The 16,076-nt window shown below is 54.1% G+C and carries 17 protein-coding genes and 2 tRNA genes; 10 read left to right on the top strand and 9 right to left on the bottom strand.

The genetic code is table 11. The annotated features are described in order from the left end of the window. Positions 1–19 precede the first annotated feature (19 nt). Together msrB and CTZ24_RS11105 are read left to right on the top strand one after the other, a co-directional pair. A complete protein-coding gene (gene msrB, locus CTZ24_RS11110) occupies positions 20–430 on the top strand; it encodes a peptide-methionine (R)-S-oxide reductase MsrB (RefSeq protein WP_208723541.1) in 411 nt (136 codons plus the stop codon). A 2-nt stretch (positions 431–432) separates the two neighbouring features. After that, positions 433–714: a YeaC family protein gene (locus tag CTZ24_RS11105; RefSeq protein ID WP_021183041.1), complete on the top strand. Its 282-nt coding sequence runs from the start codon at positions 433–435 to the stop codon at positions 712–714. Positions 715–749: 35 nt separating this feature from the next. On the opposite strand, the gene pncA is transcribed toward CTZ24_RS11105, so the two are convergent. The 3 genes from pncA to sppA form a co-directional block, all read right to left on the bottom strand. After that, positions 750–1,358, bottom strand: coding sequence for a bifunctional nicotinamidase/pyrazinamidase (gene pncA / locus CTZ24_RS11100; RefSeq protein WP_208725541.1), 609 nt, complete (start codon positions 1,356–1,358; stop codon positions 750–752). A 16-nt stretch (positions 1,359–1,374) separates the two neighbouring features. After that, the gene (ansA, locus tag CTZ24_RS11095; RefSeq protein WP_036625011.1) at positions 1,375–2,388 is read right to left on the bottom strand and encodes an asparaginase; all 1,014 of its coding nucleotides are present in this window, start codon (positions 2,386–2,388) and stop codon (positions 1,375–1,377) included. Positions 2,389–2,473: 85 nt separating this feature from the next. After that, positions 2,474–4,330, bottom strand: a complete 1,857-nt coding sequence (sppA, locus tag CTZ24_RS11090; protein WP_208723540.1) for a signal peptide peptidase SppA — start codon at positions 4,328–4,330, stop codon at positions 2,474–2,476. A 168-nt stretch (positions 4,331–4,498) separates the two neighbouring features. On the opposite strand from sppA, the gene CTZ24_RS11085 reads away from it, so the two are divergent. The 4 genes from CTZ24_RS11085 (at position 4,499) to CTZ24_RS11070 (ending at position 8,493) form a co-directional block, all read left to right on the top strand. Then, positions 4,499–5,050: an NAD(P)H nitroreductase gene (locus tag CTZ24_RS11085; RefSeq protein ID WP_021183045.1), complete on the top strand. Its 552-nt coding sequence runs from the start codon at positions 4,499–4,501 to the stop codon at positions 5,048–5,050. A gap of 152 nt (positions 5,051–5,202) precedes the next feature. Then, positions 5,203–6,246 (top strand): selenide, water dikinase SelD, encoded by a 1,044-nt coding sequence (gene selD, locus CTZ24_RS11080; RefSeq protein WP_208723539.1) that lies wholly within the window; start codon positions 5,203–5,205, stop codon positions 6,244–6,246. A 22-nt stretch (positions 6,247–6,268) separates the two neighbouring features. Further along, positions 6,269–8,197, top strand: coding sequence for a DNA topoisomerase III (locus CTZ24_RS11075; RefSeq protein ID WP_208723538.1), 1,929 nt, complete (start codon positions 6,269–6,271; stop codon positions 8,195–8,197). Next, positions 8,197–8,493, top strand: coding sequence for a YnjH family protein (locus CTZ24_RS11070; RefSeq protein ID WP_021183048.1), 297 nt, complete (start codon positions 8,197–8,199; stop codon positions 8,491–8,493). Before CTZ24_RS11075 ends, CTZ24_RS11070 begins: the two co-directional genes overlap by 1 nt. A gap of 32 nt (positions 8,494–8,525) precedes the next feature. Here CTZ24_RS11070 and xthA read toward each other — a convergent pair whose 3' ends face one another. Continuing rightward, on the bottom strand, positions 8,526–9,332 hold the full coding sequence (gene xthA, locus CTZ24_RS11065; protein ID WP_021183049.1) for an exodeoxyribonuclease III: 807 nt from the start codon (positions 9,330–9,332) through the stop codon (positions 8,526–8,528). Between the two features lie 149 nt (positions 9,333–9,481). Next, positions 9,482–10,111 carry an NADPH-dependent F420 reductase gene (locus tag CTZ24_RS11060; protein WP_021183050.1) on the bottom strand — a complete coding sequence of 210 codons (630 nt, stop codon included), beginning with the start codon at positions 10,109–10,111 and terminating at the stop codon, positions 9,482–9,484. Between the two features lie 101 nt (positions 10,112–10,212). Here CTZ24_RS11060 and CTZ24_RS11055 point away from each other — a divergent pair, with 101 nt between their 5' ends. After that, positions 10,213–11,106, top strand: coding sequence for a LysR family transcriptional regulator (locus CTZ24_RS11055; RefSeq protein ID WP_208723537.1), 894 nt, complete (start codon positions 10,213–10,215; stop codon positions 11,104–11,106). Positions 11,107–11,121: 15 nt separating this feature from the next. On the opposite strand, the gene CTZ24_RS11050 is transcribed toward CTZ24_RS11055, so the two are convergent. The 4 genes from CTZ24_RS11050 to CTZ24_RS11035 form a co-directional block, all read right to left on the bottom strand. Then, a tRNA-Tyr gene (locus tag CTZ24_RS11050) sits at positions 11,122–11,206 on the bottom strand. 42 nt (positions 11,207–11,248) lie between these two features. Then, a tRNA-Tyr gene (locus CTZ24_RS11045) sits at positions 11,249–11,333 on the bottom strand. Between the two features lie 144 nt (positions 11,334–11,477). Next, positions 11,478–12,326 (bottom strand): formyltetrahydrofolate deformylase, encoded by an 849-nt coding sequence (purU, locus tag CTZ24_RS11040; RefSeq protein ID WP_021183052.1) that lies wholly within the window; start codon positions 12,324–12,326, stop codon positions 11,478–11,480. A 57-nt stretch (positions 12,327–12,383) separates the two neighbouring features. Then, a complete protein-coding gene (locus tag CTZ24_RS11035; RefSeq protein ID WP_208723536.1) occupies positions 12,384–12,839 on the bottom strand; it encodes a YchJ family protein in 456 nt (151 codons plus the stop codon). A gap of 94 nt (positions 12,840–12,933) precedes the next feature. Here CTZ24_RS11035 and rssA point away from each other — a divergent pair, with 94 nt between their 5' ends. The 3 genes from rssA to galU all read left to right on the top strand — a co-directional run bounded on the left by rssA (position 12,934) and on the right by galU (position 16,061). After that, positions 12,934–13,839 (top strand): patatin-like phospholipase RssA, encoded by a 906-nt coding sequence (gene rssA, locus CTZ24_RS11030; RefSeq protein WP_036625018.1) that lies wholly within the window; start codon positions 12,934–12,936, stop codon positions 13,837–13,839. Between the two features lie 102 nt (positions 13,840–13,941). Continuing rightward, entirely contained in the window at positions 13,942–14,958 is a 1,017-nt protein-coding gene (rssB, locus tag CTZ24_RS11025; RefSeq protein WP_021183054.1) for a two-component system response regulator RssB, read from the top strand. A 194-nt stretch (positions 14,959–15,152) separates the two neighbouring features. Continuing rightward, on the top strand, positions 15,153–16,061 hold the full coding sequence (gene galU, locus CTZ24_RS11020; protein WP_021183055.1) for a UTP--glucose-1-phosphate uridylyltransferase GalU: 909 nt from the start codon (positions 15,153–15,155) through the stop codon (positions 16,059–16,061). Positions 16,062–16,076 lie beyond the last annotated feature (15 nt).

The following is a 16,076-nucleotide window of genomic DNA, read 5'->3' as shown; positions in this document are numbered from 1 at the left end:
GACACTCCGGAATCCCAAAATGGCTAAAGACACCGCATCCGCGGAAAAAATCGCGCAGCTGTCGGAAATGCAGCGCTATGTAACTCAGCATCGCGGAACCGAACCCCCTTTTACAGGAGCCCTGCTGCATAACAAGCAGGAGGGCATCTACCACTGCCTGGTTTGTAACGCACCGCTGTTCCTCTCTGAAACCAAATATGACTCGGGCTGCGGTTGGCCGAGTTTCTATCAGCCGGTTAGTGATGACGCTATCCGCTACCTCGAAGATGATTCCCACGGTATGCACCGGGTTGAAATCCGCTGTGGCAACTGTGATGCGCATCTGGGGCATGTGTTCCCGGACGGCCCACAGCCAACAGGCGAGCGCTACTGTGTGAATTCGGCCTCGCTCAACTTTACCGACGAGCAAGGCAATCAACAACAGGGGTAAGCATGAAACAGGAACTGGAAGCGATGTTGGCGGCGATGACGCCAGAAGTTTACCAGCGTCTTGCCACGGCGGTGGAAACCGGCAAGTGGCCTGATGGGGTAGCGCTGACGCCCGAACAAAAAGAAAATTGCCTGCAACTGGTGATGCTCTGGCAGGCGCGCCATAACGATGCGCCGCAACATATGACCATCAGCAAAGGTGGTGAGATGGTGACGAAGTCGAAAAAAGAACTGAAAGAAGAGTTCGGTATTGAGACGGATATCACCCGCATCAACCTGCACTGAGTAAAAAGCAGGGCTGTAAAACCAGCCCTGCTTTTTCAGATAATGATGGCACCCTGGTTACGCATTTGCTCGATGGCAATGGCGCTGTCTTCAGGGTTGAGATTGACCCCACGACAACCTTCCTCCACCACCTCGACCTGGTAGCCCAGTTCCAGCGCATCCAGCACGCTATATTTAACGCAATAATCGGTTGCTAAACCCAGCACCACCAGATGGCTGATGTCACGCTCGCGCAGCCATCTATCCAGCTCAGTTTTGCGCCGGTGGCCGTTATCGAAAAAGGCGCTGTAGCTGTCAACGTCAACATCTTCGCCTTTATGGAATACGGCATCGATCAGCGTGCGATCCAGGTCAGGGTGGAAATCGGCACCCACCGAACCCTGAATGCCATGATCCGGCCACCAGATCTGCGCCAGCCCGTTCAGCTCACCCAGGGTATAAACCGGCTCACCCGATACCGACGCAAAGCTGCCATGATTATTCGGATGCCAGTCCTGCAATGCCACCACACACTCGCCCCGGGCACGAAACTCACGCGCGTAGCGATTCGCAACGGCAACGGTCAGGTCACCTTCGCGTACGGCCATGGGGCCGCCGGGGCAAAAATCGTTCTGTATATCGATGATTATCAGTGCCCGCTTCATCACATCTCGCTCCGTATCAGTCTTCTGTCAGTTCGCCACGTAAATTCTGTTGCATTCTGGCACGAATTTCCGCGCTGGTGAGGTTTTGACTCAGTAAAAAGTGAAGTTTTGTTAATGTCGCTTCCACGGTGAGATCAAAACCACTGATCACCCCGGCATGCTCCAGCGCATTCCCTGTGGCGTAACCACCCATATTCACCTTACCGGACATGCATTGCGTCAGGTTGACCACCACAATGCCGCGCTCGCTGGCCTGTTGCAGTTCAGCCAGAAACTCCGCGTTTTGTGGCGCATTGCCAACGCCGTAAGAACGCAGGATCAGGGCTTTCACCGGCTGACGCAGGAAGTTACGTACCACCTCGGCAGAGATCCCCGGATAAATCGTCACCACACCAATCGGCTGCGGGGTGATCGGGTGGACAATCAAGTCACCTGTTCCCTTAGGAGCTGGAGGGGTATTCAGGCGGCGAATATGGATACCGGCTTCCAACAGCGGCGACAGGTTAGGGGAGGCAAACGCATTAAAACCATCGGCGTGGGCTTTGGTGGTGCGGTTGCCACGGAACAACGTGTTATTAAAGAATAGCGCGACTTCATTAATCGGATAATTAGCCGCGACATACAATGAGTTAAGCAAGTTTTGCTGACCGTCTGAGCGTAACTCGGCCAGCGGGATTTGCGAGCCGGTCACAATCACTGGCTTGGCGAGATTCTCCAGCATAAAGGAGAGGGCCGAAGCGGTGAACGCCATGGTGTCTGTGCCATGCAGAATAACAAAGCCGTCGTATTGATCGTAATTCTGTTTGATATCATCGGCGATGGCCTGCCAGTCCTCCGGCGTCATATCGGAAGAATCCATCAACGGTTGGTACTCGTGGATGGTGAAATCGGGCATTTCCGGGCGATGGAACTCGGGCATATTCGCCAGTTGCTGTTGCAGATGGCCAGAAACCGGAATGTAGCCGTGTGCCGAACGCTGCATACCAATGGTCCCGCCCGTGTAGGCTACGTAGATATTTTTCTTTTGCATGAATGAACTCAGACTTGCCGTAAAACGCGCAGTATAAGGGGATTACCGGGGAAAAGCAGCCCGACCAGCGGCCGGGCTGTAAAGATTATTTTACCTGGCCACAGTTCAGGCAGAACGCGTAGCGATTTTGCGGATCGTTAAGGTTATCAAACAGACCGGGCTGTTTTTTCATTGCGCTCATGACATCCAACATCGGCGCAGGCAGCCACACTTTTAAGGCTTCCGGCATGATAGCGCTGGCAGACGCGCTCATCTGATTCAGCAGCAGATCCAGCATGCCCGGATCATCCTGATACCAGCTCAATTGCGGCGTGGTGATTTTAGCCAGTTCAGCGGCTTTGCTGACGGCATCATCAAAGTCACCCAGCGCATCCACCAGCCCGTTGGCTTTGGCATCGCTGCCGGTCCAGACATGGCCCTGGGCAATCTCATTGATCTGCTCTGGCGTCTTATGACGCGAAGCCGCCACTAAACCGACGAAGTTACGATAACCATTCTCGATGGTCAGCTGCATCAGTTGCTGTACTTCCGTCGGTAACGCTTTGGTGGTGGCGACGTCAGCCAACGGCGAGGTGGCAACGCCATCGGTATGCACACCAATGGTGCTCAGGCTGTTCTCAACGGTATTGATCACGCCGAAGATGCCAATCGAACCGGTCAGCGTGCTGGGGTTAGCCACAATGTAATCCGCCGGAGTGGAGATCCAGTAGCCACCAGACGCGGCCATCCCGCCCATCGACACCACTACCGGTTTACCTGCCGCATGGGCAGCAGCCAGTTCTTCGCGGATGGCTTCTGACGCGGTCACGCTGCCACCAGGGCTATTGACGCGCAAAATGATCGCTTTGATTTTCGGATCGAGACGCGCATCGCGGATCTGTGCAGCGGTGGTGTCGCCACCGACGTTTCCGGCGGTTTCTTCACCGTCCATAATCGCGCCACTCGCCATCACCACGGCGATATTGCCATCCTGCTGCGTGGGTTGCTTAACGGTGTAATCGTAAATGCTGACGTTACGATAATCGTTATTCTGTTTATCCCAGCCGAAGGTTTTAATCAGCTCCTGATCAGCAGAAGCACGGCTATCCAGCGCGTCGACCAACTTGTTGTTCAGCGCATATTTTGCCGTATCACCCTGTACCGCCTGCAAACCGCTGATGATACCGGCGGCACCCGGGAACAACTGTTCCGGGGTAATCTGACGGTTCGCGGAGACGGTGTTCAGATAGTTCTGCCACAGCTGACCGATCCAGCGGCTATCGGCATCGCGTGCTTCTGGTGACATATCGTCACGCAGGAACGGTTCGACCGCCGATTTATAGGTACCGACGCGGAAGACATGTGAGTTAACCTTCAGCTTGTCGAGCAAGGTTTTGTAGTACAGGCCGTTAGTGGCGAAACCGTGCAGATCAACGGTGCCCTGCGGCGAGAGATAAACTTTGTTGGCGTAACTCGCCAGATAATATTGTGCCTGGCTGTAACTATCGCCAATCGCGTAGACCGGTTTGCCGCTGTCACGGAATTCGCGCAGTGCTTTACCGACATATTGTAATGACGGCTGATCGCCACCGGCAAAATCACGCAGATCCAGCACGATGCCGGTGATGTTTTTGTCACTTTTTGCCTGACGAATGGCATCGACCACATCAAACAGCGAGTTTTCCTGGAGACGATCACTACTGGTACCCAGCAACTGACGGCCAATCCGGCTCAGACGGTTGCTGACCGAAGGTTTGTCCACCAGCACCCCGGTAAGATCGACTTTCAGCGCGCCCTGCTGGACCGGTTCGCTGCTGCCGGAACCGCTCACCTGTAACCAGATCCCCACACCCGCCAGGATCAACACAATCAGAAATAAATTAAGGATAAATTCCCGGATAAAATTCAGCACCCGCCAGCCCCAGCGGAACAGGCCAGCAATAATTCGCCACAATGTGCGCATAGACTCTCCATATTCACGTAGCCGAAGACAGCCAGCACGCCAGCCGCCTCGATATCGACCACATCCTAAAGAGCAGCGTGTTAAAAGTCAGCAGGAAATCGCGCCAGACTGTTACAAAAGATCGTGGTATGCCAGGATTAGACAACGTTTTTTCCAAGGGAGAAGATAATGGATGCACTTGATTTGTTAGTTAATCGCCGTTCAGCCTCACGTCTGGCGGATCCCGCCCCGGCAGGTGAGGTGCTGGAAAACATCCTGCGCGCCGGTATGCGCGCGCCGGACCACGGCACCCTGCAACCCTGGCGCTTCATCATCGTCGAGAAAGAGGGTCGTGAGCGCTTGAGCACGCTGCTGGAGCAGGCCGCGCGTGCCAGCGCGATGGATGACAAGGCCATCGAGAAAGCCAGCTCATCGCCGTTCCGGGCACCGATGATCATCACGGTGGTCGCACGTTGTGAAGAACATCCTAAAGTGCCACGCTGGGAACAGTTGATTTCCGCAGGTTGTGCGGTGATGGCGATGCAGATGGCGGCAGCCGCGCAGGGCTTCAATGGCATCTGGCGCAGCGGTCCCTGGACCGATCATCCGCAGGTGCGTGACGCCTTCGGCTGTCGGGAACAGGATGCGATTGTCGGTTTTCTGTATCTCGGTACGCCGCAGTTAAAATCCAGCACCACGGTTCTGCCCCCTGACACGGCGGAATTTGTCAGTTATTTCTGACAGACACCCGCGGGTTTCTCCGTCAGGCTGAGCGGCGTTGCAAATATTGCACACCGCGTGTGCGATTGATCGAGCTGTGATTGCGCACCACTTACCTCAGGCTGGCAGCCAGGCTAACATAGCGCTATCTGCCAGTGCATAAGGAACCTGCCATGAGTGACCCTGTTCGCCTGACCCAATACAGCCACGGCGCTGGCTGTGGCTGCAAAATCTCACCCCAGGTGCTGGAAACCATCCTGCATAGTGAACTGATCGCCTTCCACGATCCCCATCTGCTGGTGGGGAACGAAACCCGCGATGATGCCGCCGTTTATGACCTGGGCAATGGCAGTGCGGTGGTCAGCACCACCGACTTCTTTATGCCGATTGTTGACGATCCCCACACCTTTGGCCGTATCGCTGCCACCAATGCCATCAGCGATATCTATGCAATGGGCGGTAAGCCGATCATGGCGATCGCCATTCTTGGCTGGCCGGTGAATGTGCTGAGCCCCGAGGTCGCGCAGCAGGTGGTTGAGGGTGGTCGTGCGGCATGCCAGGCCGCCGGCATTGCGCTGGCGGGCGGTCATTCGATCGATTCACCTGAGCCGATTTTTGGCCTCGCCGTAACGGGCATCGTTGATGTGGCGCGGGTGAAGAAAAATAGCGCAGCCCAGCCTGGCTGCCAGCTGTTCCTGACCAAACCGCTCGGCATTGGTATTCTGACTACCGCCGAGAAAAAAGGGCTGTTACGACCGGAACATCACTCGCTGGCGGCGGAAGTGATGTGTCAGTTGAATAAGGTGGGTGCAGAGTTTGCCCAGCTCGCCGGAGTGACTGCAATGACCGATGTCACCGGTTTTGGTCTGCTGGGGCATTTAAGTGAAATCTGTCAGGGTTCCGGTTTACGTGCTGAGGTGAACGCGACCCAGGTGCCACGCCTGCCGGGAGTGGACGGGTATATCGCTGCCGGTGCCGTACCGGGAGGAACCAGTCGTAATTTTGCCAGCTACGGTCACCATGTGTCACCGTTGGATGACGCGACGCGTGCGCTACTGTGTGACCCACAAACCTCCGGTGGTTTACTGGTGGCGGTACAGCCTTCTGAAGTTGAAGCCTTTCACCGCTGTGCCATGCTGGCCGGTGTGACGCCCACCGCGATTGGCGAATTGTATGACGCCGAACCCAATCATCCGCTGATTACCGTAGTTAACTGACGTTTAAGGATCGACGCCATTCATGCGTTTGTTTATTGCAGAAAAACCGAGCCTCGGACGTGCCATCGCCGACGTGTTGCCTAAACCCCATCGACGCGGCGATGGTTATATTGCCTGCGGTAATGATCAGGTTGTCACCTGGTGCGTCGGGCATTTGCTGGAACAGGCGCAACCTGATAGCTACGACAGCCGTTATGCGCGCTGGAATCTGGCTGACTTGCCGATTATCCCTGAGAAGTGGCGGCTCCAGCCGCGTCCCTCGGTGGCGAAACAACTTAAAGTCATTGAAGGCTTGTTGGCGCAAGCGTCCGAAGTGGTTCACGCGGGCGACCCGGATCGCGAAGGACAATTGCTGGTGGATGAGGTGATTGATTACCTGCAATTGCCTGCGGAAAAGCGCCAGAAAGTACAACGTTGCCTGATTAATGACCTCAACCCGCAGGCGGTGGAACGCGCAGTGAGCCGCCTGCGTGAAAACCGTGAGTTTATCCCGTTGTGTGTTTCGGCGCTGGCACGCGCCCGTGCCGATTGGTTGTATGGCATCAATATGACCCGTGCCTGGACGCTGTTAGGGCGTAATGCTGGCTATGACGGTGTGTTGTCGGTCGGTCGGGTACAGACGCCGGTGCTTGGGCTGGTGGTACGACGCGATGAAGAGATTGAGAACTTTATCCCGAAGGACTATTTCGAAGTCAAAGCACATATTGTCACGCCAAAGGATGAGCGTTTTGTCGCCAGTTGGGTGCCGAGTGATGCCTGCGAACCCTGGCAGGATGAGGAAGGGCGCTTGCTGCACCGCCCACTGGCGGATCATGTGCTGGAGCGCATTAACGGCCAACCGGCGCTGGTCACCGCCTATAACGACAAACGGGAATCAGAAATCGCGCCGCTGCCGTTCTCCCTCTCCAGTTTGCAGATTGAAGCGGCAAAACGCTTCGGCCTGAGCGCACAAAACGTTCTGGATTGCTGCCAGCGGTTGTATGAAACCCACAAGCTGATCACCTATCCGCGTTCAGATTGCCGTTACCTGCCGGAAGAACACTTTGCCGGGCGTCATGCGGTGCTGAACGCCATTCAGGCCCATCAACCGGATATGACACCACCGGCTGATTTCAACCCTGAACAGCGCAACCGTTGCTGGGACGACAAGAAAGTCGATGCTCACCATGCCATCATCCCGACCGCACGCGCCAGTAAGGTGAATCTCAGTGAAAATGAAGCCAATATCTACGGCCTGATTGTGCGTCAGTATCTGATGCAGTTCTGTCCCGACGCGGTGTTTCGCAAGTGCGTCATTGATCTCGACATTGCGGGTGGCAAATTCGTTGCTAAGGCACGTTTCCTGGCGGAAGCGGGCTGGCGAGCGTTGCTTGGTAGCAAGGAGCGCGATGAAGAGAACGACGGCACGCCATTGCCGGTGGTCAGTAAAGGCGACGAACTGTTATGTGAACGTGGTGAAGTATTGGCAAAGCAGACGCAGCCGCCCCGTCCGTTCACTGATGCCACGTTGCTTTCGGCCATGACCGGCATCGCACGTTTTGTGCAGGATAAAGATCTAAAGAAAGTGCTACGTGCGACCGATGGTTTAGGAACGGAAGCGACGCGAGCCGGCATTATTGAATTATTGTTCCGGCGAACATTCCTGGTGAAAAAGGGCCGCTATATTCACTCTACCGAGGCGGGCAGGGCATTGATCCATGCGCTGCCGGAAATGGCGGCACGGCCTGATATGACTGCCCACTGGGAATCGACGCTAACCCGCATCAGTGAAAAAGCCTGTCGTTACGATGAGTTTATGCAACCGCTGGTCAGCACCTTAATTGGCCTGATTGGCCAGGCGCGCCAGCAGCCATCGCTACAGGCATTTCGTGGCATTGCCGCAAGCGGGGGCGCGAGTGAGAAAAAACGGACACGCAAACCTGCCCGGCGCAAAATGAAGGAGACCGAGTGATGCGATATCTGATGGTGTTGCTGAGTGGCGTTCTGTTGTTGAGCAGCGCGGCACAGGCGAATCGCACCCCTGATTCTGGCCGCACGGGTAACACCGACGTGGTGGTGGATATGCCACCAGAAGTTTGGACGCAGGGGCAAAATAATCAGCAGAGCAACTGTCTGCAATGCTGTACCTATGAGAACCGGAGCTACTCGGAGGGTGCGGTAGTCAAAGCGGAAGGTGTGCTGCTGCAATGTTCGCGCGATGAGAAAGTGATGGGTACTAATCCATTGATTTGGAAAATTATCAAATAAGTCGCGTGGCCTGAGTAGGCCACGCAGCGTCATCACAATTTAAAGGTTGACCATACCGGCGCATGGTCCGACGGTTTTTCCATGCTGCGGATGTCGTAATCAATACCGCTGTCGATACAACGCGATGCCAGAGGCTGACTGGCCAGCAGCAAATCGATACGCAGACCGCGGTTATCATCAAAGCCTTTGGAGCGGTAATCAAACCATGAGAAACGGTCAGTCGTTTCCGGGAATTGTGCACGCCAGGTATCAACCAGACCCCAGTTAAGCAGGCGGTCCATCCACTCACGCTCTTCCGGCAAGAATGAACATTTACCGGTGCGCAGCCAACGCTTACGGTTCTCTTCACCGATGCCGATGTCGAGATCGGTGCTGCTGATATTCATATCACCCATAATCAGCACCGGTTTGTCTGCTGCCAGTTGAGTTTGCAGGTAGCTTTGCAGATCCTGATAAAACTTCTCTTTTGCCGGGAATTTGATCGGATGGTCACGGCTTTCACCCTGCGGGAAGTAACCGTTGATCACCGTGATATTCCCAATCGGGCTGGGGATTTCAGCCATAATCAGACGGCGCTGGGCATCTTCGCCATCAAGCGGGAAGCCGCGATGTACCGCGACCGGCTCGGCTTTGGTCAGTAGCGCGACCCCGTAGTGGCCTTTTTGTCCATGATAAAAGACGTGGTAACCGAGTTTGCTGACCTCTTCAAGCGGGAACATGTCGTCATGGACCTTGGTTTCCTGCAAGCCAATCACGTCCGGCTGATGCTGTTCCACCAGCGCTTCAAGTTGATGAGGGCGTGCACGCAAACCATTGATGTTAAATGAGACAAATTTCATTTCGCTACCATTTTTATCCGCAAAAGTATGGCGGGATGGTAGCGAGTTTTGCGGTAAATGTCATGGTCAGAAGCGGCATTGCGTAGCGGCGCGATTTATCGCGCGTTTCTTCCGTGCTGAAAATGCGCGATAAATCACGCCGCTGTGCTTCAGAATCTGACAGCCCGGGCCAGTGCGGCAATCAATTCACTGCTGTTCATTCGCACGCAATAAGACGGCATGCCGCGTTCAAAACGCCAGCCTTCAGCCAGCGGCCCGGCATCAACGGCATCAAAGCCGAAGGCGTCGTACAACGCGACCGCGATTGCTTTACCTTCTGCATCGTCACCGGCTACCGGCAGGGCGCGTCGACCGGATGTGGCTGCGGCCTGACCGTCACTCTCCAACTGGGTCATTGGAATGGCGTTGAAGGCTTTGGTGATCCGCGCCTCTGGCAGGTAACGGGCCAGCAGTTCGCTGGTGGTAGTGGCGCGGGAAGATAATTCGGCGATGTCGCCGTCGCGTTCGCGATAGTAATTCACCGCATCAAGGACGGGCTTGCTGCCAATCTCAGTGGCAGGCAGAGCATCAATGGCGGTCAGCGGCACCGCTATAATGACGATATCACCGAAGCTGGCGGCTTCGCGTGCTGTGCCGATCTCACAACCGATCATCGGGCGCAGGCTGAACAGCGTTTGTGGGTCGCGTGAGTTACTGAGCATGACCTGATGACCGGCCTGAATGGCTAATTTGGCGATCGCCCGGCCTACGAATCCTGCGCCAATAATTCCTGTCTTCATTTTTCACTCCATCGGGTTGTTGTGAGTTGTAATATGATTCCCTCCCATAAGAAGATAAATCGCATTAATGTTGTTTTAAAAACAACTCTCAGGAGGGAATCATGGACAAACTGGCCGGGATGAAGGTGTTCGTCAAAGCCGCTGAATTAGGGTCATTTGCCGCTGTTGCTGATGCACTGGAGATGTCACCACAGATGGTGGCTAAACACATTGCAGCGCTTGAGACACGACTGGGTGCCGCACTAATCAACCGTACCACGCGACGTCAGCATTTGACTGAAATCGGCCGTCGCTACTATGAGCGTTGCCGCGTGGTGCTGACCGAAGTGGAGGAGGCGGATGCCGTAGTGTTGAATATGCAGGCCACGCCTTCCGGTATTATCCGTGTGAATGCCCCGGTGACCTTTGGGTCATACACACTCTCGCCTTTCATCAGTCGTTACCTCGCTGCCTGGCCACAAGTACAGGTCGAACTGACGTTGAGTGACAGAATCATCAATGCCACCGAAGAAGAAGCGGAGGTTTTGATCCGCATTGGGGAGTTGACCGATAGCTCTATGGTAGCCTGGCCGCTGGCACCCTATCGATTGATTGCCTGTGCAGCCCCGTCTTACATTGCGCGTCATGGCATGCCCCAGACACCGGCAGAACTGCAACACCACGCCTGCCTGGTTTATGGCTACTGGTCTGCCACGATGCCCTGTCGCTGGATCTTTCATAAAGCGGGCAAGATTGAAGAAGTCAGGCCGGAAGGGCGCTTACGCTCCAACGACTGGAAAGCCCTGATGCATGCTGCACTTGAGGGTTATGGTGTGACTCTTGGACCAGAAGATGTGCTTAAAGAGGAAATCGATAAAGGACGTCTGGTGCGGGTGCTGCCGGATTACAGCGGACCCTCTCGCCCAATGCATATACTGGTGCCATCGGCGCGTAAGCAAACGACCAAGATACGTTGTTTTGTTGATGCGGTGAGGACTGAGTTTGCGAATAAATAAGGGAGAATATTTGGATGGTGGTGGGAGAAGGATTCGAACCTTCGAAGTCTGTGACGGCAGATTTACAGTCTGCTCCCTTTGGCCGCTCGGGAATCCCACCAGGGATAAGGCATATTGTGGCAACAGGTCGCGGCGATTCAGATGGTGGTGGGAGAAGGATTCGAACCTTCGAAGTCTGTGACGGCAGATTTACAGTCTGCTCCCTTTGGCCGCTCGGGAATCCCACCACTGGCCTGAATCATTACGCCTGAAAGCGGGGCGCATAATACCAAATGCGCTTCATCTGTAAAGCGCCCGCACTAAATTTATGAATCGATTGCCCACTTTTTACTCGTGGCGCTGAAGGCTTGTGCAGTTCAGCGCCAAAGTGGTTAAAGAATGATCGTGCGGTTGCCGTATACAAATACGCGTTGACCCAGCACTTTATACAGTGCACGGCTCAAAACGTTCTTCTCTACATCGCGACCGGCGCGCATCATCTCTTCAGCGGTGTAGCTGTGATCAACGTTGATCACATCCTGCATAATGATCGGGCCTTCATCGAGATTGTCGTTCACATAATGCGCGGTCGCACCGATGATTTTCACACCACGTTCATACGCCTGATGATAGGGGCGTGCACCGATAAACGCCGGCAGGAAGGAGTGGTGAATGTTGATGATCTGGTTCGGATAGCGTTGCACAAACGCGGGCGTCAGGACGCGCATATATTTCGCCAGCACCACATAATCGGGTTGATAACGATCAATCTCATCCGCCATGCGGTTGTCGTGTTCTTCGCGCGTCAGACCTTCATGGCTGACCAGCACAAAGGGAATATCAAAGCGTTCAACCAACGAGCGCAGCGTTTCATGGTTGCCAATCACCGCAGCGATTTCCATATCAAGACCACCAAAGGCGCTTTTCATCAACAGATCGCCAAGGCAGTGCGCCTCTTTGGTCACCAGGATCACCACACGACGGCGACCTGCGCTGTTCAGTTCGCGAATTGAACCCGCCGGTAAGGCGCTATCAAGATCCGCAAGCAGGGTGTTGTCGTTGAAAATGCCTTCAAGCTCTGTGCGCATAAAAAAGCGCCCGGTACGGTGATCGACAAATTCGTTGTTCTGCACGATGTTGAGTTCATGCTTGTAACAAATGTTGGTGATTTTGGCGATCAGACCTTTCGCATCGGGGCAAATGGTACGTAAAACTTTTCGTTGCATGGTTTGCGCTTGCATCTCGATCAGAGTCCTGTCAAAGCGATGAATGGTAATGCTGTTGGGCTGATGTCCACATCAGCCACAACATTTTTTGTATTTTTTATCGGAGCCACAAGGACAGCGATCGTTTCGCCCCAGCGGGGGCGTTGTTCCGTCCACATAGTACCAGCGTTGATCCTCACGAAGAAAGCGTGAACATTCATAGATGGCCGATGTGCGTCCTTTTTCGAGGTATCGCGCAAAAAAGGTCACGAATGCTTCATTCTGATGGCTTCCCTGATTACAACGGGTTACATTCAGGCCCAGCCATTCAGTACCGGAAAAACTTTCAGATAATAACGTCTCAAGTTCGGCCACACGTTGGCTGGAGTGCCAGGTTGTGACCAACCATGCCGCGTTTTTCTCCACGTATGCCGTGTAGCGTGAGCGCATCAGCTGTTCGGCGCTTGCCGGGGTAGCCTGCCCGGTCAGAAAGGGTTGGCAACATAGGCTATACTGCTTTCCGCTACAGCAGGGGCACGTTTCGGACACGTCATCTCCACAAGGTGATTAAAGTTAAAGATTGCGCGCTATGGTAGCTGACTGTCGGGCGCGAAGCTACGTACCAGGTAAATCCCGAGGTGAGATGAGAAAGGTGAGGATCGGGCTGGCCCTGGGTTCAGGTGCCGCCAAAGGCTGGTCGCATATTGGCGTGATCAATGCGTTAGAACGGGCCGGGGTGGAGATTGATGTGGTTGCCGGCTGTTCGGTGGGGGCGCTGGTGGGATCAGCGTATGTCAGTGGCCGTCTTGGTATGATGGAACGCTGGGTCAGCGCCTTTCGCTACTGGGATGTGATTCGCCTGATGGACCTTTCATGGCAACGTGGCGGGCTATTGCGCGGTGATCGCGTGTTCAGCCATGTTCGGCAGCTGATACCCCATGAATTAATTGAGCAATGCGAAAAACCTTTCGGTGTCGTTGCCACCAATCTTAGTACCGGTCGTGAGTTGTGGTTAACCGATGGCGACCTGCATCAGGCGGTACGCGCATCATGCAGTATGCCAGGCTTATTACCACCCGTTGGCTACAATGGGTACTGGCTGGTCGATGGTGCGGTGGTCAACCCGGTACCCATTTCGCTTACGCGTGCGTTAGGGGCTGACATCGTGATTGCTGTCGATCTCCAGCATGATGCGCATCTGATGCAGCAGGATTTACTGTCAGTGACGCCGCAGAGTGGTGAGGAGCAGGCGGCAGCAGAAGCATTGAGCTGGGGTAAAAAATTACGTCAGCGACTACTGGGACTTACCCAGCGTCGTGCAAATCAAACGCCTGGTGCCATGGAGATTATGTCGACCTCCATCCAGGTGCTGGAAAATCGCCTGAAGCGCAATCGTATGGCAGGCGATCCGCCGGATGTGCTGATTCAACCCTTTTGTCCGCAAATTTCTACGCTGGACTTTCACCGGGCTGAAGAGGCCATTGCGGCAGGCAAGGCCGCCGTCGAGAAAAAAATGGATGAACTATTACCGCTGGTCCGTAGCAGATAGTCAGGTTGTTCATTCACAGGTGTTGTGACTTCGGTTAATTCTGAAAGGCACAACTGCGTTTTATGAACCACTATTGAAATGTCTGGTACGCAGGGGGAGAGAATGGAAAAACCGCTAATCGGCAAAAAGATACTCATTGTCGAAGATGAGGTCGTTTTCCGTTCGTTGCTTGATAACTTTTTAATCAGTCTTGGCGCGCAGACCATGCAGGCCGGAGATGGTCTTGATGGGCTGACGCTGCTCACCGCACAGGCGGTTGATCTGGTCATATGCGATCTGGAAATGCCGCGTATGGGTGGAATTCAGTTCGTGGAACGCATCCGCAGCCGGGGTAACAGCGTGCCAATCCTCATCATATCCGCTACCCAGAACATGGCGGATATTGCCCATGTGTTACGCCTTGGCGTTCAGGATGTACTGCTTAAACCGCTGAGAAATCTCGATCGTTTTCGCGAAGCGGTGTACGAATGTCTCTATCCTTCGATGTTTACCTCAAAAGTTGAGGAAGACGAACAACTTTTTCAGGACTGGGATGCGCTGGTGAGCGATCCTCTGGCGGCGGCAAAGTTACTGAAACAATTGCAGCCTCCGGTCCAACAAAATATTGCCAATTGCCGAATCAATTACCGACAACTCACTATGGCAGAACAGCCTGGCCTGGTGTTGGATATTGCTGCCCTGTCAGATAAAGATCTGGCGTTTTATTGTCTGGACGTCACCCGGGCGGGCGATAATGGCGTACTGGCGGCCTTGTTGCTGCGTGCGTTATTCAATGGCTTGTTGCAGGAACAACTTTCCGGTCAAAAGCAGCGGTTGCCCGAGTTAAATGGTCTGCTGCGCCAGGTCAATATGTTGTTGCGGCAGGCAAACCTTAATGGTCAATTCCCGCTGCTGGTCGGTTATTACCATCGGCAGCTGAAAAACCTTATTCTGGTGTCAGCCGGTCTGAATGCCACCCTGCACATTAACACCCATCAAATTCAACTCAGTAATGGCGTACCGCTTGGCACTATGGGGAGTACGCATCTTAATCAAATTAGCCAACGTGCCGAGTCCTGGCAGTGCCATGTATGGGGCGCTGGTGGCCGACTCCGCCTGATGTTATCGGCTGAAGAATAAACGATTACATTTATATTTTTCGCGGGTTGAAGACAGGACCAGGGCTTAGCTTTACACTTGGGTAATAGTCTTAAATTCCGCGGATTAACTTCATCCAGGATAAATCCGTCAAAGAGTAACTGATATACTCAATTTCGATTTTTAAACCGACATATCAAGTATTAACTTGAGCGGCCTATAAGAGAGGTATCTTGATGTCTGCCTTTAAGTCAAAAGTAAAAAAAGCGGTAATCCCTGTAGCTGGCCTGGGCACGCGTATGCTGCCAGCCACCAAAGCTATCCCGAAAGAAATGTTACCGCTGGTTGATAAGCCGTTGATCCAGTATGTCGTGAACGAGTGTATCGCTGCCGGCATTAATGAGATCGTGCTGGTCACCCATTCCTCTAAAAACGCCATCGAGAACCACTTTGATACCAGTTTTGAGCTGGAGTCGATGCTGGAAAAACGTGTTAAGCGTCAGCTGCTGGATGAAATCCAGTCTATTTGCCCACCGCATGTCACCATCATGCAGGTTCGTCAGGGCATCGCCAAAGGTCTGGGCCACGCTGTGATGTGTGCACACCCGCTGGTTGGTGATGAGCCGGTTGCAGTCATTCTGCCGGACGTGATCATCGATGAGTACGAGTCCGACCCGACGAAAGACAACCTGGCAGAAATGCTGTCTCGCTATGAAGAAAGTGGCCGTAGCCAGATTATGGTTGAGCCGGTTGCCGACGTGACGGCATACGGCGTGGTTGACTGCAAAGGTGCCGATCTGGCTCCGGGTCAAAGCGCACCGATGGTCGGTGTGGTTGAGAAGCCGAAAGCCGCTGAAGCCCCGTCAAATCTGGCGGTAGTGGGGCGTTATGTACTGTCTGCTGACATCTGGCCTTTGCTGGCAAAAACCCCTCCGGGTGCAGGTGGTGAAGTTCAGCTGACTGACTCCATTGCCATGCTGATGGAAAAAGAGACCGTTGAAGCTTACCACCTGAAAGGTGTGAGCCACGACTGCGGTAACAAATTGGGTTATATGCAGGCTTTTGTTGAATACGGTGTTCGTCATCCGGTTCTGGGTAAAGATTTCACCCAATGGCTTGAAGGCGCTGTAGGAAACAAAAAGTAATCCATTAAAAACAGG

This window comes from Pantoea phytobeneficialis, assembly GCF_009728735.1.
Lineage (GTDB): Bacteria > Pseudomonadota > Gammaproteobacteria > Enterobacterales > Enterobacteriaceae > Pantoea > Pantoea phytobeneficialis.
The sequence above is the reverse complement of the archived record's forward strand: the minus strand, read 5'-3'. Positions and strand labels throughout refer to the sequence as shown.

Coding starts and splice junctions, on each gene's coding strand:
- msrB (WP_208723541.1), top strand. CDS start 20: ATGGCTAAAGACACCGCATCCGCGGAAAAAATCGCGCAGCTGTCGGAA.
- CTZ24_RS11105 (WP_021183041.1), top strand. CDS start 433: ATGAAACAGGAACTGGAAGCGATGTTGGCGGCGATGACGCCAGAAGTT.
- pncA (WP_208725541.1), bottom strand. CDS start 1,358: ATGAAGCGGGCACTGATAATCATCGATATACAGAACGATTTTTGCCCC.
- ansA (WP_036625011.1), bottom strand. CDS start 2,388: ATGCAAAAGAAAAATATCTACGTAGCCTACACGGGCGGGACCATTGGT.
- sppA (WP_208723540.1), bottom strand. CDS start 4,330: ATGCGCACATTGTGGCGAATTATTGCTGGCCTGTTCCGCTGGGGCTGG.
- CTZ24_RS11085 (WP_021183045.1), top strand. CDS start 4,499: ATGGATGCACTTGATTTGTTAGTTAATCGCCGTTCAGCCTCACGTCTG.
- selD (WP_208723539.1), top strand. CDS start 5,203: ATGAGTGACCCTGTTCGCCTGACCCAATACAGCCACGGCGCTGGCTGT.
- CTZ24_RS11075 (WP_208723538.1), top strand. CDS start 6,269: ATGCGTTTGTTTATTGCAGAAAAACCGAGCCTCGGACGTGCCATCGCC.
- CTZ24_RS11070 (WP_021183048.1), top strand. CDS start 8,197: ATGCGATATCTGATGGTGTTGCTGAGTGGCGTTCTGTTGTTGAGCAGC.
- xthA (WP_021183049.1), bottom strand. CDS start 9,332: ATGAAATTTGTCTCATTTAACATCAATGGTTTGCGTGCACGCCCTCAT.
- CTZ24_RS11060 (WP_021183050.1), bottom strand. CDS start 10,111: ATGAAGACAGGAATTATTGGCGCAGGATTCGTAGGCCGGGCGATCGCC.
- CTZ24_RS11055 (WP_208723537.1), top strand. CDS start 10,213: ATGGACAAACTGGCCGGGATGAAGGTGTTCGTCAAAGCCGCTGAATTA.
- purU (WP_021183052.1), bottom strand. CDS start 12,326: ATGCAAGCGCAAACCATGCAACGAAAAGTTTTACGTACCATTTGCCCC.
- rssA (WP_036625018.1), top strand. CDS start 12,934: ATGAGAAAGGTGAGGATCGGGCTGGCCCTGGGTTCAGGTGCCGCCAAA.
- rssB (WP_021183054.1), top strand. CDS start 13,942: ATGGAAAAACCGCTAATCGGCAAAAAGATACTCATTGTCGAAGATGAG.
- galU (WP_021183055.1), top strand. CDS start 15,153: ATGTCTGCCTTTAAGTCAAAAGTAAAAAAAGCGGTAATCCCTGTAGCT.